Annotated in this window: 26 protein-coding genes; 1 reads left to right on the plus strand and 25 read right to left on the minus strand. The window is 66.9% G+C overall.

Annotated features, from left to right (window positions below; translation table 11 throughout):
- Positions 1-40: 40 nt before the first annotated feature.
- The 13 genes from AXA74_RS20250 to AXA74_RS20310 all read right to left on the minus strand — a co-directional run bounded on the left by AXA74_RS20250 (position 41) and on the right by AXA74_RS20310 (position 12799).
- Positions 41-1216 (minus strand): reverse transcriptase/maturase family protein, encoded by a 1176-nt coding sequence (locus AXA74_RS20250; RefSeq protein ID WP_081093944.1) that lies wholly within the window; start codon positions 1214-1216, stop codon positions 41-43.
- A 290-nt stretch (positions 1217-1506) separates the two neighbouring features.
- The gene (avd, locus tag AXA74_RS20255) at positions 1507-1836 is read right to left on the minus strand and encodes a diversity-generating retroelement protein Avd (protein ID WP_232019801.1); all 330 of its coding nucleotides are present in this window, start codon (positions 1834-1836) and stop codon (positions 1507-1509) included.
- A gap of 5 nt (positions 1837-1841) precedes the next feature.
- The gene (locus tag AXA74_RS20260) at positions 1842-2156 is read right to left on the minus strand and encodes a hypothetical protein (protein WP_232019800.1); all 315 of its coding nucleotides are present in this window, start codon (positions 2154-2156) and stop codon (positions 1842-1844) included.
- Between the two features lie 8 nt (positions 2157-2164).
- Entirely contained in the window at positions 2165-2746 is a 582-nt protein-coding gene (locus tag AXA74_RS20265) for a hypothetical protein (protein ID WP_060833257.1), read from the minus strand.
- Between the two features lie 77 nt (positions 2747-2823).
- Positions 2824-5415, minus strand: a complete 2592-nt coding sequence (locus AXA74_RS20270) for a hypothetical protein (RefSeq protein WP_060833258.1) — start codon at positions 5413-5415, stop codon at positions 2824-2826.
- A gap of 15 nt (positions 5416-5430) precedes the next feature.
- Positions 5431-5811 (minus strand): phage tail-collar fiber domain-containing protein, encoded by a 381-nt coding sequence (locus tag AXA74_RS20275; RefSeq protein WP_060833259.1) that lies wholly within the window; start codon positions 5809-5811, stop codon positions 5431-5433.
- A complete protein-coding gene (locus AXA74_RS20280; RefSeq protein ID WP_060833260.1) occupies positions 5789-6943 on the minus strand; it encodes a phage tail protein I in 1155 nt (384 codons plus the stop codon). The genes AXA74_RS20275 and AXA74_RS20280 overlap by 23 nt, the downstream gene beginning before the upstream one ends.
- Positions 6940-7836 (minus strand): baseplate assembly protein, encoded by an 897-nt coding sequence (locus tag AXA74_RS20285; protein WP_060833261.1) that lies wholly within the window; start codon positions 7834-7836, stop codon positions 6940-6942. The genes AXA74_RS20280 and AXA74_RS20285 overlap by 4 nt, the downstream gene beginning before the upstream one ends.
- Positions 7833-8177, minus strand: a complete 345-nt coding sequence (locus tag AXA74_RS20290) for a GPW/gp25 family protein (RefSeq protein ID WP_060833309.1) — start codon at positions 8175-8177, stop codon at positions 7833-7835. The genes AXA74_RS20285 and AXA74_RS20290 overlap by 4 nt, the downstream gene beginning before the upstream one ends.
- Positions 8178-8222: 45 nt before the next feature.
- A complete protein-coding gene (locus AXA74_RS20295) occupies positions 8223-9275 on the minus strand; it encodes a contractile injection system protein, VgrG/Pvc8 family (protein WP_060833262.1) in 1053 nt (350 codons plus the stop codon).
- Positions 9276-9279: 4 nt separating this feature from the next.
- On the minus strand, positions 9280-9489 hold the full coding sequence (locus AXA74_RS20300; protein ID WP_081093949.1) for a tail protein X: 210 nt from the start codon (positions 9487-9489) through the stop codon (positions 9280-9282).
- On the minus strand, positions 9489-10310 hold the full coding sequence (locus AXA74_RS20305) for a phage tail protein (RefSeq protein WP_060833264.1): 822 nt from the start codon (positions 10308-10310) through the stop codon (positions 9489-9491). The genes AXA74_RS20300 and AXA74_RS20305 overlap by 1 nt, the downstream gene beginning before the upstream one ends.
- Positions 10307-12799, minus strand: a complete 2493-nt coding sequence (locus AXA74_RS20310) for a phage tail tape measure protein (protein WP_126623555.1) — start codon at positions 12797-12799, stop codon at positions 10307-10309. The genes AXA74_RS20305 and AXA74_RS20310 overlap by 4 nt, the downstream gene beginning before the upstream one ends.
- On the opposite strand from AXA74_RS20310, the gene AXA74_RS20315 reads away from it, so the two are divergent.
- Positions 12777-13076: a hypothetical protein gene (locus tag AXA74_RS20315; protein WP_060833266.1), complete on the plus strand. Its 300-nt coding sequence runs from the start codon at positions 12777-12779 to the stop codon at positions 13074-13076. The two genes, AXA74_RS20310 and AXA74_RS20315, sit on opposite strands and share 23 nt — an antisense overlap.
- Positions 13077-13103: 27 nt before the next feature.
- Here AXA74_RS20315 and AXA74_RS20320 read toward each other — a convergent pair whose 3' ends face one another.
- From AXA74_RS20320 to AXA74_RS20375, 12 genes are all read right to left on the minus strand, one after another.
- On the minus strand, positions 13104-13409 hold the full coding sequence (locus AXA74_RS20320; RefSeq protein ID WP_060833267.1) for a phage tail assembly protein: 306 nt from the start codon (positions 13407-13409) through the stop codon (positions 13104-13106).
- The gene (locus AXA74_RS20325) at positions 13406-13633 is read right to left on the minus strand and encodes a hypothetical protein (protein ID WP_060833268.1); all 228 of its coding nucleotides are present in this window, start codon (positions 13631-13633) and stop codon (positions 13406-13408) included. Before AXA74_RS20325 ends, AXA74_RS20320 begins: the two co-directional genes overlap by 4 nt.
- 11 nt (positions 13634-13644) lie before the next feature.
- Positions 13645-14151 carry a phage major tail tube protein gene (locus AXA74_RS20330; protein WP_060833269.1) on the minus strand — a complete coding sequence of 169 codons (507 nt, stop codon included), beginning with the start codon at positions 14149-14151 and terminating at the stop codon, positions 13645-13647.
- Positions 14152-14186: 35 nt separating this feature from the next.
- The gene (locus tag AXA74_RS20335; protein ID WP_060833270.1) at positions 14187-15701 is read right to left on the minus strand and encodes a phage tail sheath subtilisin-like domain-containing protein; all 1515 of its coding nucleotides are present in this window, start codon (positions 15699-15701) and stop codon (positions 14187-14189) included.
- 68 nt (positions 15702-15769) lie between these two features.
- Positions 15770-16426: a phage baseplate assembly protein V gene (locus AXA74_RS20340; RefSeq protein WP_060833271.1), complete on the minus strand. Its 657-nt coding sequence runs from the start codon at positions 16424-16426 to the stop codon at positions 15770-15772.
- Positions 16423-16956 (minus strand): hypothetical protein, encoded by a 534-nt coding sequence (locus AXA74_RS20345; protein WP_060833272.1) that lies wholly within the window; start codon positions 16954-16956, stop codon positions 16423-16425. Before AXA74_RS20345 ends, AXA74_RS20340 begins: the two co-directional genes overlap by 4 nt.
- Entirely contained in the window at positions 16953-17489 is a 537-nt protein-coding gene (locus AXA74_RS20350) for a phage tail protein (RefSeq protein WP_060833273.1), read from the minus strand. The genes AXA74_RS20345 and AXA74_RS20350 overlap by 4 nt, the downstream gene beginning before the upstream one ends.
- Positions 17486-17788: a head-tail joining protein gene (locus AXA74_RS20355; protein ID WP_060833274.1), complete on the minus strand. Its 303-nt coding sequence runs from the start codon at positions 17786-17788 to the stop codon at positions 17486-17488. Before AXA74_RS20355 ends, AXA74_RS20350 begins: the two co-directional genes overlap by 4 nt.
- 4 nt (positions 17789-17792) lie before the next feature.
- The gene (locus AXA74_RS20360; RefSeq protein WP_060833275.1) at positions 17793-18338 is read right to left on the minus strand and encodes a hypothetical protein; all 546 of its coding nucleotides are present in this window, start codon (positions 18336-18338) and stop codon (positions 17793-17795) included.
- Positions 18338-18790 (minus strand): D-Ala-D-Ala carboxypeptidase family metallohydrolase, encoded by a 453-nt coding sequence (locus AXA74_RS20365; RefSeq protein ID WP_060833276.1) that lies wholly within the window; start codon positions 18788-18790, stop codon positions 18338-18340. Before AXA74_RS20365 ends, AXA74_RS20360 begins: the two co-directional genes overlap by 1 nt.
- Positions 18787-19125 carry a phage holin family protein gene (locus AXA74_RS20370; RefSeq protein WP_060833277.1) on the minus strand — a complete coding sequence of 113 codons (339 nt, stop codon included), beginning with the start codon at positions 19123-19125 and terminating at the stop codon, positions 18787-18789. The genes AXA74_RS20365 and AXA74_RS20370 overlap by 4 nt, the downstream gene beginning before the upstream one ends.
- A 9-nt stretch (positions 19126-19134) precedes the next feature.
- A complete protein-coding gene (locus AXA74_RS20375; RefSeq protein WP_060833278.1) occupies positions 19135-20145 on the minus strand; it encodes a major capsid protein in 1011 nt (336 codons plus the stop codon).
- Positions 20146-20158: the final 13 nt, after the last annotated feature.

Raw genomic sequence — 20158 nt, forward strand, 5'->3', positions numbered from 1 at the left:
GAATTTGAAGCAAAATCAAAAGGTTAGCGAACATTGGGCGCTAACCTTTTTGCTTTTTCCGCCTTCCAAATTCCAAATTTGGAATATCCTGCGGCCAAAAAGCGACAGAAGTATCCATTTCCGGGGCTGCGTGCGGGCCGCTGGCCGGCGCGCGGCCGCTGGCCGCCAGCCGTTCGGCGACGTCCCGCAGGCCCGGCACCAGCACCAGGTCGGCCAGCACACCCTCGACCGTCCGGTGGGCGTTGCAATGCTTCGCGTAGGCCAGGAACGACATGACCCGTTCGCGCACCTGCGCCAGGTCGACCTCGCCGTGGTAGTACCGGCTGGTGAGGTCGCGGAAATCCGCGCGGGCGCGCTTGATGTTCCGCTTGCGCGGCAGGATGTGCGTCGGCCAGATGCGATAGCCGCAGTAGTCGATGCCACGCTGCCAGGGGTGAATCGCCGTCTTCGGGTTCAGCGACAGGCCCAGGCTGTTCACCACCTCGCCGAGGGCGCGCAGCACGCGCTGGGCGGCGGCCTTATCCGGCAGGATTGCCACGAAGTCGTCCATGTAGCGCGTGTAGAAGCGTATGCCCATGTCATCCTTGGCAGTGTGGTCAAGCCGGTTCAGGACGATGTTCGCGCCGAGCTGGCTTGTCAGCGCGCCCACCGGCAGGCCCACGCCGGCCTCGTGCCCGTAGCCGCCGAGAATCTGCTGCCACAGCCATATCACGTCCCGGTCGGCGATGACGCGACCCACCTCGTCCATGAGAACGCGGTGCTGGATGCTGGCGAAATACTTGCTGATGTCCGCTTTCAGCACGTACACGCCATCGCCCCAGTTTCGCCTTGCCACGCGCAGGAAGTGCTGGGTGCGCATGACAGCCCGCTGGGCGCCCTTGCCCTCGCGGCAGGCGTAGGAATCGGTGATGAATCTACGATCGAAGATTGGCCCGACCACCCGCACCAGGGCGTGATGCACGACGCGGTCGGCGAACGGCGGCGCCTGGATCATGCGCATCTTCGGCTCGCGCACGATGAACTCGCGCTGCGGGCCAGGTGTCCACGACTTCCATATCAGGTGATTCTGGATGTTGGTGAGGTTTTCTTCCAGGCGGGTGGCGTACTGCATGACTTCGTGCTGATACCGCTTACCCAGGCGGGTGTCTTGGAAGGCGTGGTACAGGTTCTCGAACGAAATGATGGTGGCCCACAGGCCGTTTACAGTGCGTGGCATAGTGTCCGGTAGTGGTCGGGGCCGCCACGCTCCCCGGTTTCCCAGGTACGGGCCGCGGCACCCTGTTGATCTTCGACTGCATGGTCAGGACGAAGGCCCCAAAGGATGTGCGCTGGGTGCCTGCCCGTGGGCCGGGCACCTTCTGGCGATAGTCGTTTGCGAGGCGGCCGCCGATATTCGTGTTCGAGTTCGACGCGGCGTTGTTGACGTTCAGGTAGAACAGGCCGGCGTGCGCGCCGTTCGCCCAATTGCCGCCGTAATCAAGCCTTCGCCCATAGAAGCGGGCGGCTTTACGGTGACATGGCCGCTCCTTCGTGCTTGATCCAGGCGCCCACCATGCGGCCGATCTCGTCGACGTGCCGCATCCACACGTCGCGCCGGCGCAGGGTAATGCACTCGACCAGATGCGCCTTGCGCACCATGCCCCGCAGAATTTCCACTTCCACATCGAGGTCGAACAGCGCGCCGGCTTTCTGCCGGCGCTTCCAGGCCACAATCGTCAATCGCAGTATCTTGTTCATCGCTCCGCGAATCTCGGCGCACAGCAAGAAGCGTTCGGCCTTCGGAAACTGGCGCAGCACCACATGGGTATAGGCGTCCAGTTCTTCCAGCTTGGTCAATAGCTTCAGGTGGGCCTCGTTCCCTCCCCCTCGTCTTCCTCGATGTTCTTCTGACAATGCTGCGGGTCGAACCTGTCCAGCACCTTGCACAGCACACACCCCCACTTCCTACCGGCCCGCGCCGCCTTGCCGGCGCGGCTGCTGATGGTTTCGTCTTCGCTGCCCGCCAGGGCGGCGTTCAGCGTTTGGTCATTCGACACGGCTACGCGCCATGCGCGGTCGCTGCCGACAAGGGCGGCGACCAGGGCAATGAGGTTGCCGGCCGCCATCATCAGCATCGAGCCGGCCAGCAGCGCCAGCCGCGTGGCGTAGCGTTTCACCGCCGCGCCTACCAGGTGATGGCCGCCACGTCTTCGAGCGTCGCTGCCACGTCGATCAGGTCTTCGAGGCTTTGCCGCTTGCCGAGCAGGCCGCCGGCGGCGGCCTTGTACATGGTTTCCTTCGTCAGCACCCGGCCCGCCAAGTCGTCCACCGTCAGGCCGCGGGCCTGGGCGATGGCGTCGAGCATCGGCGTATCGGCATCGGGGTCGGCCACATGGGCGGCCGCCTCGGTGGCCTGCTGCGGCCACGTCTTGATTTCGGACTCGGGGTAGCCGGCCAGCAGCGCGGCGCCGTCGCGCTCGCACGCCTCGTTCACCTCGGCCAGCTTCGCGGCCTTGGCGGCGGCCAGCGTCGCGGCCTCGGTGGGTTCGAGGGTCAGCACGCCAAGCAGCACCGCGTCGGCCGGGTTGCACGCCGGCACGTCCTCGGGCTGTCCGGGCAGCGTCACGGCGATGAACAGGTTGCCGGGACGGTACGCCTCGGGCACGCGCCACGCCTTCACGGTGGCCGCCACGGGCACCTCGGGCAGCGGCACGGTCATGGTGGAGCCGTCCACATCCACCACCAGGGCGCCATTTTGAATTTCCATCAGAATCTCCTTTCAGGGGTTCGGGCGGCCCGCTCGGCGGGCGCGCCCAGTGACATGACACATGAGGGCATGACCCGTCACACCTTTGCGAGGCGGCCGCCGACAGACGTGCTCGAGTACGACGCGGCGTTGTGGACGTTCAGGTAGAACAGGCCGGCGTGCGCGCCGTTCGCCCAATCGCCGCCGTGGTAGGCCACCGTCTCGCCGCCGCGGTAGTGGAACGAGTCGGCATACGTGCCGTTGCTCTGCGAGGCGTCCACGGTCGCGGCAGCGAACACATGGGACAGGTCGTAGTTGGCGCCGGCGTCCGCCGACATGGTGACGGGCCAGTAGTATTCCCCTTCGGGAACCAGCGGCACCGTCTGGTTCGTGGCGACGTAGGTCTTGTTCCCGTTCTTATCCCAGATGCGCCACTTCCCGGCGGCGGTGCAGCCCAGGCCGTCGACCATCTGCCACACGTTGCCCCACAGGCCGACGATGCCGCGCCAGGTCGCTTGCGCGACGGTCGCGTGGCTGGTGTTCAGCGCGGCGCTGCTGTTCACGTTGCCCTGGCCGATCAGCGTCTGGGCGTCGGGGTTGCCCATCTCGATCAGGGCCAGCATCTGGATGGCGGACAGGTGGTAGATGTTCCACAGGGAAAAGCCCGTGACGCCGCCGGTGTTGCGCGCGTTGGCGCGGCTCTTCATCGTCGGGAAGTCGATGGACACCAGCGGCGTGGCGGCCGCCACCGAAGCCAGCTTGTTGCCCGTGGCGTTCGACCCCTGGTACTTGCCGATCCAGACTTGTTCCAGCGCCACGCCCGCATCCTTGAATGCCGGGTGCAGCTCAAAGCCAGCCTCTTGCTTGTCCGACACCCAGATGGCCTTCTTGCCGATGTACGCGCCCGAGTCCACCAGGCCGGTCTTGATGTAGAAGGCCGGCACCTTGACCATCGCCTGGCTGTCGATCGTCTGGTCGACGATGCCGGCGTAGGTCGGATGCGCAGCAAAGAAGGCGGCGTCGGCGGCCTTGGCATTGCCGTCCTCGTCGATGCGCGCCCACTGGCCCGAGGTGGCGCCGGTCGATACCAGGGCGATGCCGATGACCGTGCCGAAGGTCTTCTTGGTGGTGAATCGCGTCTCCACCGACCAGTCCGACCAGCCGATCGTCGCACCCTTGTGGCGCACGCGGAAGAAATACTGCGTGTTCGCCGATTGCAGCACGCCGGCCGGGACGGCAAACGAGGTCAGATTCTCCGTGTCCTCGCCACTGTCCAGCACCGGGGTGTCGTAGGTGCCCGTGGCCGCGCGAATCTGCCACTGGGCGGCCGCCTGGGTATCCTCGCCGGCGTACACGTCGAAGGCGCTGGATTGCAGCGTGGGCGTGTCGGCCACGTCCATCAGGTCGTTGGCCGGGGCGGTGTTCGTCGGCGCTTGCACGTAGACGAACGAATCGGCGGTGCTGAACTGAACCGGATCGGCCCAGGGCGACCAGGCGCCTTCCGCGTCGCGCGCACGGCCGCGGGCGTAGTAGGTGCTGCTGGTTTCCAGGCGCAGGCCGACTTCGCGCCAGGACAGGCCACCGACCTGCGTGCCGGAATCGACCAGGATTTCGGCGAAGTCGGCCGTGGCGGAAATCTGGAACTGCACGGCGCCGACCGCGGTGCCGGTGGGCGAGGAATAGCCCGTGAGGGCCAGCGTCGGGCGGTCGGTCAGGTTTTCGTCGCCGTCGATGGGGTTGAACATGATGGGCTTGAGCGGCGGCGTGTGCGTGCCGCGCAGGCCCGTGGTGGTGCCCAGGCCGACGATGTGCGCGATCTCGACCGGGCCGCCCGAGACGGTGACGCGCAGCGCGGTGTCGCCGTCCACATTCAGTTCGTATTCGCAGTCCACATAGCCGGCCGGCACCTTGCCGCCGGTGCGCGTCCACGCCAGCGGCGCGCTCACCCACTGGTCGCCGATCAGGAAGTCGACGTACACCGCCGCAGCCGAAACGGTGCGACGGATCACCACGGCGCGCTTGACGTTGTCGAAGCCCAGGTTGATAGGCTTCGAGAAGTAGGCGTCGCCGGCCTTGGCCTGCGCGGCGCCGTCGTCGACCGTGAACGACGTGCGCGCGAGGAACGCGCCTTCGCCGCCATAGGCATAGGTCAGCGGCCCGGACACGCGCACGCGCGTGCTGGTCAGCACGGCATCGACATGCACCTGCTCGGCGTGCACGCCGTCGAACACGACATAGTTCTGGCCGGGCGTGAACTTGCTGGCGTCGTCCACGTCGATGGAGTCGTCGCCGGCCACCGCCGACACGACGGCCACCGGGGCGTACTCGCGCAGCGTGTAGTCGCCGGCCCACATTTCCAGGCTGATGTTGTTGCCCGAGTAGTCCCAGTCCAGGCGCACGGCGCGCGACAGCATCGGGGCCGTGGTGCCCTGGATTCCTTCGACCTCGCCGCCGAGGTCGACCACCTGCTGCGTGACATGCTCGAAGCGGTCGGCGAAGCTGGGGAAATCACCCTTGGCCGCCGCCAGCTCGGATTCGACGCCGGCGCTGCGTTCGTTCAGCGCGGCGAAGTTCTCGTCGATCTGCTGGTAGCGGGTGTTCCAGAGGTCGGGCACCGCGTCCGGTTCGGTGTTCGGCAGCGGGGTGATTTGCGGATGCGGCAGGGCCGGGGGGGTCGTGTTTTCGGGCATTTTGTCACCTGATGATTAAAAGAGGGGTTCGATGAACACCTGGTAGAGTTCGTCGGCTTCGCGCACCTTCGGGGCGAAGGTCTTGATGGCGACGACGCGGCCTTCCTCGTCCAGCAGCATGGCCTCGGAAACCTTGACGCCGACCAGTTCCCCCGGCTCGATGCGGCCCTCGCACTCGACGGTGTACGGCGTGGGCTGGCCGACGTCGTGCAAGGGCTTGCGCAGCACTTCGTGATACAGGCCCGGCGCATCGGCGTCGGGGGCCTTCGGCGTGTCGTCAGGGTTGTGGCCGCCGTCTCCGAAGGCCATAAACGCGAACTTCGCCAGCGGCGTGCCGTCGGCGTGGAATTTGGCGAGGCGCTGGCGCCAGCCGTTAGATATGACCGTCGATGCCATCGGAAATCCTTGTCGAGACGATGCGGGAAGACGGCTGCGCCGGGCCGCCCACGCGCCAAGTGCCGTCCAGCTTCACGCGGCCGGCATAGGCGGGATCGGGTACATCGTGGGCGGGGTTGCGCAGCTTGAAGTGCCCGAGGCGCGGCGCCTCGGTCATGGGGTTGTGCGCCAGCGGCGTGCCGTCCAGCCGGAAACGGCCCAGCTTCGTGGGCGTGCCGACTGTCCAGGTGCCATCCAGGCGGCGCGGCCGCTTGTGCAGCGTCACCGGGTCGGGCGTGCGCACCGTGCGCGACAGCCCGAGGCGCTGGCGCGGGCGCGTGTCAATGGGAACGAACTTCGCCAGCGCGGCGCGGCTGGCGACGCGCACCGATTTGAGCTTCGGGCCGGCCACGGCGCCGTACAGCTTGCCGACCTGCACCGACCCGTCGAGCGCGAAATGCCCTAGCCGGGCGGTCGCGCCGTCGCGGCCCAGCTTCCACACCGCGCCGGGCCGGGTGGTGATGGTTAGGCCGTTCCAGACAGGTGCATGGATGCGCTTCTGCATGACGAAGCGCGACCCGACGCCGAGGGTGACGGTGAAGTAGATGCGCAGCCAGTACACGAACAGCGGCCAGGAACGCGCCGGCTTCCATTCGTTGATGAGGGCGCGCAGCTTGCGCAAAATGGCCGCGTCCTGCACGTCGGCCAGGTTCAGGCGCACGATGAACTGCGCCCAGTGCTGCACCTGGGGAATGCCAGTCACGGCGCCCAGCGGCATGATTTTCTTCGATCCGTCCAGCTTCCAGGTGCCATCCAGGCGCGGCGGGTTGTAGACCGCGTACATGGCCTGCTGTTCGTGCTGGTCGATCAGGTCGACTTCCAGACCCAGGGTGGACAGCGCCCGCTTGACCGCCCAGGGCGTGCCCTTCTTACGGTGCAGCGCCACCGACATGCGGATGGCGTCGCGCTGCTGGGCTTCGGTGGCCGCGTCGTCCCAGTTGTCGACGTGCAGCGCCCAGGCAAGCCACGGCAGCGCGGCGGCCGGGCAGGTGTCGGGGTTCCACAGGTCGGCGATGGGCGTAGGCAGCGCCAGCGGCGTGGCTGCTGCAATGGCGCGTTCGGCGGCGGTGGCATTGAAGGGCAGCAAGCTCATGCGCCGATCCCCCCGGGCGTCACCGTCACGGCCACGCACCGCGCGGCCTGGTCGTTTTCCACCGCGATCAGAATGTCCTGCTGCTCGACGTCTTCGGTGTCCGGCATCGGCGGCGAAATAATGTTCACGCGCGACACGCCGGGCTGGCGCAGCGCGGCCTTGAGGCCCGACACGGTAATGTCGTAGCCGAGGCGGAACTGCTCTTGCGCATAGGCCAGGGCCGCATCTTTCGCGGCGGCGAGCAACACCTGTTCGCCAGGGCCGAGGCCCGACTGAAACACCAGCGAGGCGGCCACCTCGTAGTCCAGCACCTGCGCGGCCACCGTCAGCGCGGTGTCGCACAGCGGGCGCTTGTCGTCGGCGCTGATGTTGGCCTGCACGGCATCGAGCAGCGCCTGGCCCGGCACGCCGCGGGGGTTTTCTTCCGATTCCTCGGCCAGCACCACGGTGCGCACCGTACCCGGCACGGGGCTGTCCACCCACACGTCGCGCACATCGGTCGAGGCGGACAGCGCGTGATACACGTAGGACAGCGTGGGGCCGGCGGTGGAATAGCCCTCAAGCGATAGCTGCGTGCGCTGGCGCAGGCGGGCGTCTTTCTCGCCTGGCAGGCGCTGCACGCCGAACAGCGCGGCCAGGTTGTCGAGGTCGCCTTCTTCAGCGTGCGCCAGCATGGTCGCCCGCGCGGCGTTGTTGATGCGTGCGCGCAGCAGCAATTCACGGTAGGCGAAGACCTCGCACAGCTTCGTGGCCGGCTCGGACTCCAGGGCCAGCACATCGGCCAGTTCGGGCGCGATGGCAAGCACGTCGGCCTTGATGGTCGCCAACACCGTCTCGAAGTCGAGCGGCTCGACGACGGACGGCGGCGGCAGCAGCGACAGGTCGATGGTCACTTCGTCACCTCGACCGTCATGGACAGCGGGCCGGCCTCGCCGTTGTAGACGTAGGTGCCATACACGGTGAGCGCGATGCGCCCCACGGTAACGGCGTCGACAGCGACACGCTGAAGCTGAAAGCGCGGCTCCCACTGGCGCAGCGCGCCGGCGGTGGCGGCGTAGATGGCGGCCATGATGCGCCGATTCGTGGGCGCGTCCAGCAGGTCGAACAGGCGCGAACCGTACTGACGACGCATGACGCGACTGCCCAGGGGCGTCGTCAGAATGTCGCGGATCGACTGCTTGAGGTGTTCCAGGCCGCCGAGCGACTTGCCGGTGATTGCATTGGTTCCGCTCATGCCGACCATGTTGGGCCGGCACCGCCGCGCGTTCCTGCGGCGGGGTTATTCGTCGTCGGGGTCGGGGCTGCCCTCGCCGTCGCCGCTGCCCTGCTGGCGGTCTTCGTCTTCGGCCTTGAAATCGTCGCGGCGCTGGGCTTCCGCGGTCGTCACCAGCCCACCATCGTCCAGCGTATGCTCGGCGCGCGTCACGATCCATTCCCCATCGGTGAGCGCGTCAAAGCCGTCCAGCCACAGGGGCATTTCCGCGCACAGGGCCGGCCTTCCGTGCAGGCGCAGCGCCAGGCTGGTGCGACCACGCTGTAGCTGGCGCAGCTTGGCCTCGGCGGCGGCCAGCGCGTCGCGCTCCGACTTGTACGGGTGGCGCACGTACATGACCGGGTCGCCGCTGCCGGCGTACACGTATTGCGTCTTCGCGGCGCGGCGGTTGCCCCAGTGTGCGCCCACGCGGGCGTAGAACTGGCGTTCGTGGATGGATGTGCGCCAGCCGTCTTCACCGATTACATCGGCGACGGTGATGGGCATGGTGGGCAGCGGCTTGCCGTCGGCCGTCACACCCGCGCCGCGCTCGACGAACAGCAGATAGCCGCCGGCCGGCTTCATCACGGCGCCGTACTGCTCGGCCAGGCGCGTCAGCAGGTTCAGGTCGGACTCGTAGACCTGGTCGACGTGGTCGGTCGGGATGTTCCTGAAGCGGTCGGCCACCTTGGCCGTCAGCCCGTGTTCGCCGGCCACCGTCTCGACGATCTTGCCCAGCGTCATCTTGTCCCAGTTGCGCTTCTTCTGGCTCTTGAAGCTGGCTTTCATGTCGGCCGCCTTGCCATGCAGGGACAGCACGCGCGGCAGGCCCGTCGATTCCACCTCGTCGATCGTGTACTTTCCCATGTCGATCAGCGGCTGGCCTTCGTAGCCCAGCGCCACCGACAACACGGCGCCAGTTTCGGGGATGACGATGGCGCTGCTGCGATTGTCCAGCGACAGGTCGAACTGGTCGGACGTGACGCCGGCCTGGTCGGTGATGCGCAGCGACTTGAGTCGGTCGGCGATGAGCGCGGTTATGTCCGCGCTGCCGTGCATGATGCGGTAGGCCGGCTTCATCGCGCTATGCCCATAGCCGCACGGTCTGCACCTGCCCCGCGCTGGCGGGAAGGCCGGGCAGCACCAGCGTCAGGCCCGAGGGAAGTTCCGGCGGCTGGTACGTCACCTGCGGGTTCGCGGCCAGAATGGCATGTACGGCCTGTTCTGTGCCGTAGATGCGGTACGCGATGGCGTCGAGGGTTTCGCCTTGACGGGTGAGATAGGTTTGCGCCATCACGCAGTCCATCCGTTGTCAATCGTCGCCGTGCCGCCTTCCGGGGTCAGCGGCGTGTCGCCGTTTGCCGCCACCGACACCGCGGCGGCGGCGCTGGCCAGCGGCGCGGCGTCTTCGCCGTAGGCCGAAATCGACACGCTGAAATCGACGCGGCGGGGCTGGCCGTATATGTCCATTTCGGTGCCGGTTTCCTGGATGTTCTCGACCACGTAACGGCCGTACACCATCCCGAAATGGTCGATCAGTTCCTGGGGTTCGCCGAGCGCCGCGCGGCGGCGCAGCGCCGTGATGGAGTCGGCGCCGCCCGTGTAGTGCGGCAGCAGGTAGCCGTCCAGGTCGATGCGGTCGTCGCCGGGGCCGATGAACTGCTTGGCCGGCGTGCGCAGCAGCCGATCCTGCTTGGCCCATCGGTAATCGTTCGTGCGCTTGAGCGTCTGATGCGCAGCGGTACCTACCATGAAGGCGAAGTCGCCCAGGATCAGCAGCACCTCGCCGGCCGGCGGCGGGTCGCTGCCGTCGAGCGCCTGGAACAGTTCCATGAACTTGCCCGCAGCGGCGTCGATGGCCTTGTTCAGTTGGCGCGCGCCCTCCTGCGCCAGCAGGCCCACGGCGTCCTCGCCGACGGCTGAAACCAGGTCGTCCAGCCGCCCGGTCTTGAGCGCCTTGCCGGCGGCCGTGAAACCGTATCGGTCGGCGATGCCACCCAGCGCGGCGGTCGGCTGGTCGACGAAGCCCTTAACCATCTTGACCAGGCTGTTGCCCGTCAAGGCGTCGCTGGCGCGCTTCGCCATGCCGCTGACGTCAATATCGAAGCCGATCATGCCCAGTCTCCCAGCCCGGCGCGGCGGGCGCCCTGGTCGGCGCGGCGCACCATGTCGGCGACGCGGCGCGCCAGCGCCTCGGCGTTCTCGCCCGGCTGTTGCGTAATGTGAAAAGTGAAGGTTTGAGTAATCGACGGGCCTGCGGCCTGCGCAGCCGCCGATGCGGCGACCGAGCCGGGCGCGGCCATGCCGGCCGCTGCTGCCGGCATGGGGCCGGCCGCAATGGCCGGCTGGAACGCCATGCTGGCCGCCAGCCCCAGCGCGCCGCTGGCGCGCGCCACCGACTGCCCCATGCTGCCGATGCCCTGCGCCGCACCCTCGCCGACCATCTGGCCCAGGCCGATGAACACGCGCGAGGGCGACCGGATGCCCAGCTTGTCGCGGAACCAGCCGATGGTGTTGTCGGCCAGTCCCGAGATAGCGCCTTTGACGGCGCTGCCCATGTTCGTGATACCGCCCACCAAGCCCGACACCAGCATCTTCCCAAGGTCGGTGAACTTGGCGGGCAGTTCAATGCCCAGCGACCCCAGCGCAGCCGTGATTCCCTGATACAGCAGGCCCATCGGCGACCAGTTCACGATCAGCGCGACCACGCTGCCGATGCCGCCCTGGAACGCAGTGCGCACGCTATCCCATATCCCGCCGAAGAAGCTGGCGGCGGTGTTCCACACCGACACGACACTGTTCCATGCAGTCGAAGCGGCGGCAGAGACAGATTCCCACATTCTGGATAGCCAGGGGCCGATCGTCCCCCAGTTCGCCATGATGGCACCGGCCGCGACGGCCACGCCCATCAGAATCAGGCCCACGGGATTCGCGGCCATAGCGAGGCTGACGACTTTCCACACCGTGCCGATGTTGCGGATCAGGCCGACGACGGGCGCGATGGTGGTTTTCCAAGCGATGAACCCGGCGGCCATGCCGATCAACGTCTTGATGACTTCCTGATTGTTGGCCGCGAAGTCGGCCATCGGGCCGATGAAGCCGCCCAGCGTGACGAACATGGACGTCAGCACGGGCAGCGCGACGGTTCCGATGTTCGTAGCCAGTTCGCCGATCTGGTTCTTGAACTTCTCCCAGGTCGCGCCGAAGGTGCCCAGGCGGGCGGCGTACTCCTTCGCCATGCTGCCCTTGGCCGCCTCGCCGTTCGCCAGTTCGAGCTGCCGGCGGAACTCGCCGGTGTTGTTCGCCAGCTTCGCCAGCGTGTCGGAATGTTCCAGTCCGACCAGGTTGACCATGACGCCCAGTTGCTTCTCGGCGGGCAGCTTGCCGACGGCCTCCATGACCTTCATCAGCGTGCCGATGGAATCCCGCTGCATCCCCTGCTGCACCTGCTTGGCATTCAGGCCCACCGACGACAACGCCGCCTTGAACTTCTTGGTGCCGCTTTCGGCGGCGGCGAGCTTCTGGAAAATGGCGTTCGTCGCGGTGCCGGCCGTCTCGGTGCGCTCGCCCAGGGTCAGCAGCGTCGAGCCGAGCGCGGCCATTTCCTGCCCCGTCACCTTCACGGCGCTGGCGACGCCACCCGTTCGGGTCAGGAAGTCGATGATGTCGCCGCCCTTGCTGATGGCGTTGTCGTCCAGGTAGTTGATGCTGTCGGCCAGGTTCCCGATGGCGGGGATCGGGATTTTGTAAAGCTGGGCGATCTTGCCCATGCTGTCGGCCAGCGCGCCGGCGGGCATTTCAAAGGCTTCCGCCATCATCCCGGCGGTCTTCGTGAAGCCGATTAGTTCGTCCTTCGCGATGCCCATGCGGGCGCCGGCCGTCACCATGTCGGCAATCTCGTTGGTCGCCATCGGCATTTCGCGGCCGAGCATCTGAATCTCGCGCCGCATGTCGTAATACACTTGCGTGAGCTGACCGTTCGAGTCACGCGCGCCGTCGACCTGCTTGGCGACGCCGAGCATGGCCGACTCGAATTCCATCGCCGGCGTGACGAAGGCGCGCGTGGCGGCCGCCACGGCAATGCCTGCGCCAATGAACGAGGTGCGAGCCGAACCGGCCCACTCCCCCATTTCGTTCTTGGCCTTCAGGTACTCGTTGAGCTTGGCCTGCTTGGCCTGCACGCGGTCGATCTCGGCGCCGACCTGCTTCATGTTGGCGGCGTATCCGCCTGCCGAACCGCCGGCCGCTCGGAAGGCGGCATCGGCGCGGGAAACCTGGAGCCGGGCTTTCTCCACGCCGGCCGCCGCCTTCTCGGCGGCTGCGCGGGCCGCCTCGAAGTCGCGCGCCCAGTCCTTTCGAGGCGGGCCGGCGTTCAATTCCCGGCGTAGGTCGGCCACCGTCCGGGCCGCGGCTGCGGCGCGGGCGCGGGCCTTTTCCAGGTCGGCCTCGGCATTGCCCAGCAGATTCAGCTTCGACCGCCGCTGCGACAGCTTCGCGGCTTCGTCGCCGATCATCTGTAGCTGACGGTTGACAACCTTGGTCGTGCTGGTAAATTGACTCGACACCGACGCGCCGATCAATATGCCTGCGTACAAATTGCTCAAACTGGCCTTCCTCGATCAGTTGCCCGCCTGGGGCGGGCTGGCGGTTGTCGCCTGCCTGTTCGGCGGGCTGGTGGTGGCCGGATTCAGCCCTGAATCCGCTGCGCTCCTGGTGGTGGTGGCCGGGCCGCTGTTCGTCCTGGCGCTCTACGGGGTACTGCTGCTGGTGATGGGCGCCCTGGCGATCATCGGGGCGGTGATGGGCGGGGTAGCGCGGCTACCCACTCGAAGAAGTCGCCCATTTCCATTTCCTGAATCTCCCCGAGCGCCCAGCCGGTAAAGCTGGCTAGGTTGACGACGGCTTGCCTCAAGGTTCCTTCGGAGACAAGCCCGCACGAAAACCCGCATACGTCTCGCGCAGCTTCTCGTAGTCGCAGATGTCCATGTCGTCGAGGCTCGCCGGGGCGATCTCGCACAGCAGCGCGAACAGAAACACTTCGGTCTTGGCCGGGTCGTTATTCGCCTGCCGCTGGGCGGTCAGTTGGTCGCGCACCTTCGCGCGGCGCATCCGCAGCACGCCGACCTGCACGCCATCCATTTCCACGGGGAAATCCAGCTTGATCTCGACGCGGGCGGCGCCCAGGTCGAGGGCGTCCTGTTTCGCGGCCGTCATTGCTTGCCCCCCTTCTTCGCCGCGGGTTCAGCGGGCGCGGCCTCGGCGGCCGGCGCTTCGGGCGGATCGGCCAGCGTGGGCGCGTCCGGCACGGGGTCGGATTCCTCGATGTAACCGCCGCTGCGCAGGAAGGTGGCCTGCTTGTCGGTCAGGCGAACCGGCGCGCCGGCAGCGACGTAGCTGTTGCCGTGCGGAAAGGGCTTAATGGCACGATAGGTTTTCATGTGCGGTTCCTTTAGATGGCGAGGTGTTGACGGGTGGTTTCGAGCTGGTCGACCCCGTTGATGACGGCCTTGTAGTTCACCGGGTCGATCTCGTAGACCACGGCACCGTCGATTTCGAGCTTGTAGTAGCGCAGGCTCATGTTGATCTTGAGCGGCATTTCTTCGCCCGGCTTCCAGGTGTCCGGGTCGACGGACGTGAGCAGGCCGCGCATCGTCACCACCACGGGCTTCTTCGTGCCGTCGTCCGACACCATCGCCGCGCGGCCGGTGTAGGCGAACTGTTCGCCCGGCAGGATGCGCATGGTGTTCATCACGTCACGGTCGAACGAGTACAGGGTGGCCTCGGCTTCCAGCTTCTCGAAGCTGCCCATCGGCACGTCGATGGTCGAGGCCATGCCGCCGGCGCGGTATTCCAGCAGCTTGGGCTTGATGACGGGCGGCTTGAATTCCTTCACGCGGCCGGCATAGCCACGGCCGTCCACGAAAAGGTTCATGTCGTACAAAATGTCTGCGATCATGGTCTGTTCCTTTATCTGTCGTTGTCAGGCGCGGCTCAGGCCGTGACCGGGCCGAACACTTCTTCGATGTAGTCGTTGACCAGGCGGGAACGGAACACGATGTGTTCGGCCGGGTACGGCGGCGTGAAGTCGAAGTCGAAATACACGATGCCCTGGCTGACTTGGTCGGGCGTGTTCAGCGCCGGATCAGCCCAGGCGCTGCCGCCGAGGATGGCGCCGATGGCCGTGAGGTGGCGCAGGTAGGCGTTCACGCCCTCCAGCACATCTTCCACGTAGGTCTTCGTGATGTTGCGGTCGACGGCCCACAGGTGGGCGCGCAGCAGGCTTTCGTTGATCATGTCGGCCGTGCGGCGCACCGACAGGAAGGCCCATTTCGGATCGGACGAGCAGGTGCGATTGCCCCACAGGCGATAACCGTCCTGCTGGATGATGGTGGCGACCTCGTTTTCGTTCAGGTAGTTCGCGCGCGCGTTCGGGTCGCCCAGAACGAAATCGACGGCGCGGGCGGTGCCGCTGATGCCGTACATTTCCGTGTTGGACGGCGACCACCAGTAACCGCGATCGTTGTCCGAGCGGGCCAGCATCCCGGCCACGCGGGCCGACGACGGTTGCAGCGCGTCGGCGTTCGCCTCGGTGTCCCACACCTTCACCCAGGGGTCTACGATGTAGACACGCGCCGAGCCGAACTTCTCGCGGTAGCTGATGGCGTCCTGGTCGGTGCTGTTCGGGCCGTCGGCGATGATGACGGCGCGCAGGCGGTCGGCAATGCCCAGCATTTCGGACACCACGGCCTGGTCGTTGGTGTAGCCGGGTGCGATCAGAATTTTCGGCTGCACCTTGACGATGCTTTCGGCGCCCAGGAACGCCTGCACGCCGAGGTATTGCCCCACAGGGCTGACGCCGCCGATGATGTTGCTTTTCGTCTGCGCGGGATCGTCGTCTTCTTCGACGCGCACCACCACCACCATCGCGCCGGCCTGGTCGAAAATGGCGTCGATGGCGGCCGGCAGCGTGCCCGAGGCGCCCAGCGTCGCCGCCTCCAGGCGGCTGCCCGCAATCAGCACCGGCACGTTCAGGGGGAAGGCTTCGTCGAGGCCGCCGGACAGGTACTGCACCGAGCCGGCCGCGACCACGCCCGCGCCGGTCGACGTGCCAGCGGCGGCCACCGACACCAGCGCCGAGGCGGCGGCGGACGCGGTGATGGCGGCCATCACCTGCGCGGCGGTAGCCGTGATGGCGCCGGCCTCGCTGGTCGCCAGCGAAACGGTGATGGCCTTGCCCTGCACCGCAACCGTCAGGGCGGCCGAGTTCGCGCCGGGGTCGCGGTACTTGATGGAAATGTCGTTGCCCGCCGCGCCGGGCGCGACAGCGGTGTAGGTCAGCGCGGTGTTCGACGCAGCCGTGCCCAGCGTCAGCGAGGCGGCCGCCTGTTGCTGCGCGTCGGGCGCCGTGCCGATCAGGCCGATGACGCTGGAACGGACGGTGGAAATCGGGCGCGCGCCATAGTCGAGTTCGACTACTTCGACGCCGTGCAAAAATTGGTCGGGCATGGGTATGCTCCTTCGGTTGGAGATACCCACATCCTGAATTTCGAGCGCCTAGACTTCCTGCGGCGGGGTTAGTGCGTGTGGTGGTTGCTGTTGCCGCCGCCGTCCATGATGGTGCCGGTGGCGCTCACGTCGCCTTCGACGCTCACCTTACCCTTCATGTTCAGGTCGCCGTCGATCTGCATGGTGGCGCCACCGCTGCCGCCCGAGACAGCCATGCCGCCTTTCACGGTCAGCATCTTGTCGATGGTGGCGTTGCCGGTGAAGCGCGTCTCCGGCGCGTCGACCGTGGCGCTGGGCGTCTTGACCATCGCAGGCCCGCCGGCCTCGACATTGACCGCGCCGGCCAGCTTGATGCGCAACGATCCGTCGCTGCGGTCGTGCGTGATGAAGTCGCCATTCCGATAACGAACGGTGTGCCTGTCGGGGCTGTTCTCGGGTTCGGGATGCTGGTCGGAGTACAACGCCGTGTCGGCGTATGCCCCTTCGGTGAGGCCCGAGGGCGAAATCACCTCGACCTGCTCGCCGACCTCCGGCGCCCACCAATCCACGTCGCCGCCGGCGCGGCGGGTCTTCCAGGGTATCCAGTCCGTCGTGAAGTCGTCGCATTCCACGCGCACCTTGCCCGCAGCGTAGTCGGCCTCGACCACCTGACCGACGCGCACGATGTTCGACAGCCGGCGCTCCAGGTCGGCCAAGCGGCGTTCCAGGTCGGCTAGGTCGCTCATGCGATCCGTTCGTAGTCATCGGCGTGGTTCTCGCCGATGGCCGGATGCTGGCCCAGGTGGATTTCTGTCGGCGTCACGCCCTCGGGTTCCAGTTCGCCCAGGGCGATGCTGATGCTGAACTCGACCACCCAGCACAGATAGCCGTCGATCTCGGGCCGGAAGGCGTCGTCGCCTGCGTTGAGCAGGCGAATGTGTCCGTGCCCCGGCACCGGCCGCCGAATCTCATGCAAGGCCACGGCCACGCGCGCGGCCAGGGCGCGCAGCATCAGTTCGCCGCGCGGATGGTTCGGATCGAACAGGCATCGCGCCTGGAAGCGCGCATCGACTTCCAGCCGCGAATCGCCCGCCTCCGCCATCGGGTCGAAGCTGTCGATTTCGATGTACACCGCAGGCACGCGCAGGCTGCGCTGCTGCTTGGGTGGCCGGTCGGCCGACACCACAGGCAGGTCGGGCAGCTTGTCGTGTAGCTTCGCCACCAGCGCGTCCACCAGGCCGATGAGCGTGGTTTGCGGGGCTTCCGGTTGCGTCATCGGATGCCTCCCTTGAATACCTTGCTCAATTCGTAGCGCAGTTCCTGTTGCATGATTTGCATCAGGCGTTCGTCGGCCCGCTGGGCGGCTTCGCGCAGGGCGGCGGCGCCGGCTTCGTCGATTTCCAACTTCGCCAGTTCCAGGGGGAAGCGGTCGGGGCCGAGGCGCCGGTACACGCCGCCGCCATAACGGCGGATAGGGAAAGCGTCTTTGAAGAAGTGCTGGCCGACCTGCGTGCCGCCTGCGCGGCGCTTCGGCGTTCCCAGGCGGGCGGCGGCCAAGGCGTTCAGGCCCAGCCACACTTTTTGCTCCAGCCCTTCGCCGCGGCGATACAGCCGCAGGCGCGCGCGTAGCACCCGCTGCTGAATCTTGAGTTCCGCCGACATGGCACGGCTGGCTTGGCCTTGCGTCCAGCGCGCGGCCTTCGCCACGGCGCGCCGGGCGGCACGTCGGACGGCATCCCTGGACAGGCCGAACATGCCCACCAGGCGCTCAACATCGGCTTGCGACAGGCTGGCATTGATGTCGATCATGGTTGCACCTCGCGCAACACTAGCGCCGTCAGGCCCGTGCCGTCCGGCTCGATGTTCACCACCTCGAAGGTGCGCCCGGTGGCCTCGACGATGCTGCCCTCGGTGGCCTCGGCGGCCACGTCGTCGCGCACCACCAGCACCGGCTCAACCACCCCCGTGTGCATGGAGCCGAGGCGCGGCTGAATCCAGGGCGCCGAAAACATGCCGCGCACCGCCTCGCCGTCCAGGGTGGCGGGATCGGACAGGTGGACGATAATGGCCGCGTCCATGCGCGCGGCCAGGGCGGCGAAGTCTGGCATGACGTCAGGGCTTTTTCGCCTGGCCGGACGTGGGCGAGGCGGCCAGCATGTCGGTCTTGCGCGAGCTGCCCGCGGTGGTGCCGTACCAGTAGGCCATGACGGTCATGGCGATGGCGTCGAGCAGGCCCAGGATGCGGCCCACCACAATATCCGGCACCGTAGTCGGATAGCCCACGAACAGCACGTAGACCTCGCTGCCCAAGGTGATGATGAGCAGCAGCACGGACATGGCGAACAGGTAGCCATGCACGCCACCGGCAACGTTCGCCTTGCGGGCCGAATCGCGGTCATCGGCGGCGATCTTTTCCAGGGTTTCGATGTTCTTGAAGCCCAGCTCCTGCATCCGCAGCGCGAAGTCCTGGTCGGCCTTCTTCAGTTCCAGAAGCTGCTCGGGCGAGGCGCCGGTGATAGCCGCCTTGATGGCGTCTTCGGTGTTCTCCGACAGGCCGAACACGCTAGCGATGGCCGAGGCGGCCATGCCGCCGAGCGGGCCGCCCAGCGCCGTGCCTATCCACGGCGCGACTTTCGATACAACGCTTTTCCAGTCCATTACGACAGCCCCTTCGAGTAGGTGGTGCCGCCCGCGCCGAAGTTCGCCGTCAACACCTCGCGGCGCGGGGCAGTGTTCGGGGCCGGAAAGCCGATATGCACCCAGGTGCCTTCCTGGATCAGTTGGTCGAATCCGATTTCATCGGCGTGTGCTTCCAGCAGGCGGCACACCTGGATCGGCGTGCCGTAGCCCGGCGCGATGAAATCGGCAGCCAGGCCGGACTTGTGCGCCGAGTTCCTGGCGCCACCCACGGCGGTGTTCAGTGCCGGACAGCGGTAGCCGCTGCTGATAAGCATGGGCGCACCCAGCAGCGCGCGGGCGCGTTCCAGCCCGGCGGCCAGGATGCCCAGGTTTTTCAGGGCGTCCGGGCCTGGGGTGTTGTCGATTCCCCGGCGGGCGGCGGTCTGGCTGGCGACCAGTTCTTCGAGGGTGAAGTGCGGGGTGAGTTTCATTTTTCATCCTTGGCGCAGGGCGCGCCCGCGCGTTCGATGCGCGCCTCGATGGCGCGCTCAACCACGAACAGCAGCCGGGCGGCCATGTGGCCGCCGATGCCGGCGGCCGCAGCACACACGCCGGCGGGCTGTTCCAGCGCCGACAGCAGCATGAAGACCGAGACGCCCACGAACCCGGCAGTGAAAACCTCGCCGATCAGTTCGACGATGTTGAAGGCTCGGGTGTGTCCGCTTTTCACTTTCGTGTACCAGTTCACCAGGCCGCCGGCGGCGGCCATGCCGGTCGCCAGCGCCCAGGTGCCCAGGCTCCAGGTCGTAGGGTCTTTTTCGATCATCGGCCGGCCTTATTCGCCCGAGGGGGTGATGGTCAGCTTGATGACGGCGCGCGGGCGGGTGCAGATGCTGATGGGGTTGGATTGCGCCTCGACCAGGATGCCCTTGCCCAGGGGCTTGGCTTCCTGCTTGGCGTAGTTCGGCAGGCCGATGGTGTTGGCCGTTTCGTTGTAGTTCGCCGGCGCGAAGCGCGTGATGAACATTTCGTCGACGCCCTCCGGGAACAGGTAGGCTTCGCCGTCGGCGATGAACGGGGTGCCGCCGATGCCGCCGCGCCATTCTTCCCAGGTGCAGCCGGCGAACTCGAAGCCGTAGCGCGGATCGTTGCGCAGGAACACGCCGGACTCGAACAGTTCGTAGGCTTTCTTGACGTTCGCATGGGCGATCAGGGCGCGGAAGAAGGTCTTGCCGCACAGCACGCGCACGCCGCTGTACGGTTCGTTGCCCATCGCGTTTTCCATCTTGTCCTTCGCCGCCAGCACCTCGGCGCGCACGTCGGTGGTGGCGGTGCCCAGCGTCAGGGTGTGGGTCTGCTGCGTGAGGCCGAACTGCGTGAACAGGTTGCTGATGACGGTGGTGCCGTCGGAATCGACGATGGTGCCCTTGATGGCGCCGACGCGCTGGTACTCGATCGTGGCATCCAGGCGCCGACGCATCTTCGCCAAGCGCTTCTGCACGAAGGCGAACATGGTTTCCTCGTCCGAGGCCGTGCCGAAGGCTCGCAGGTTCTGCACGTCGTCCGGCGTGATGGTGTCTTGCGTGGGCAGGTGGGTCGTCGGGAACACCACCACCGAGCGCGTGCTGCCGCCCGTGGCGTTGGGGCTGGTCGTGGTGCGCGACTGGTTCGGGATGAGGGTCAGCGTGTCCACGTCCTTTTCCACCACCAGGCTGGTGGTGGTGATGCCGTCTTCCTGGAACAGGCCCAGTTTGGCGAGGCGCGACGGCAGGGCCGGCGCTTCGTTGATAGCGGCGGTCAGTTCTTGCAGGCTGAATTTGTCGGAATCGAAAATACCGAGGTTCATGTCATGGCTCCTT

The sequence above is a fragment of the Bordetella hinzii LMG 13501 genome, from assembly GCF_001548475.1.
Classification (GTDB): Bacteria; Pseudomonadota; Gammaproteobacteria; order Burkholderiales; family Burkholderiaceae_B; genus Bordetella; species Bordetella hinzii.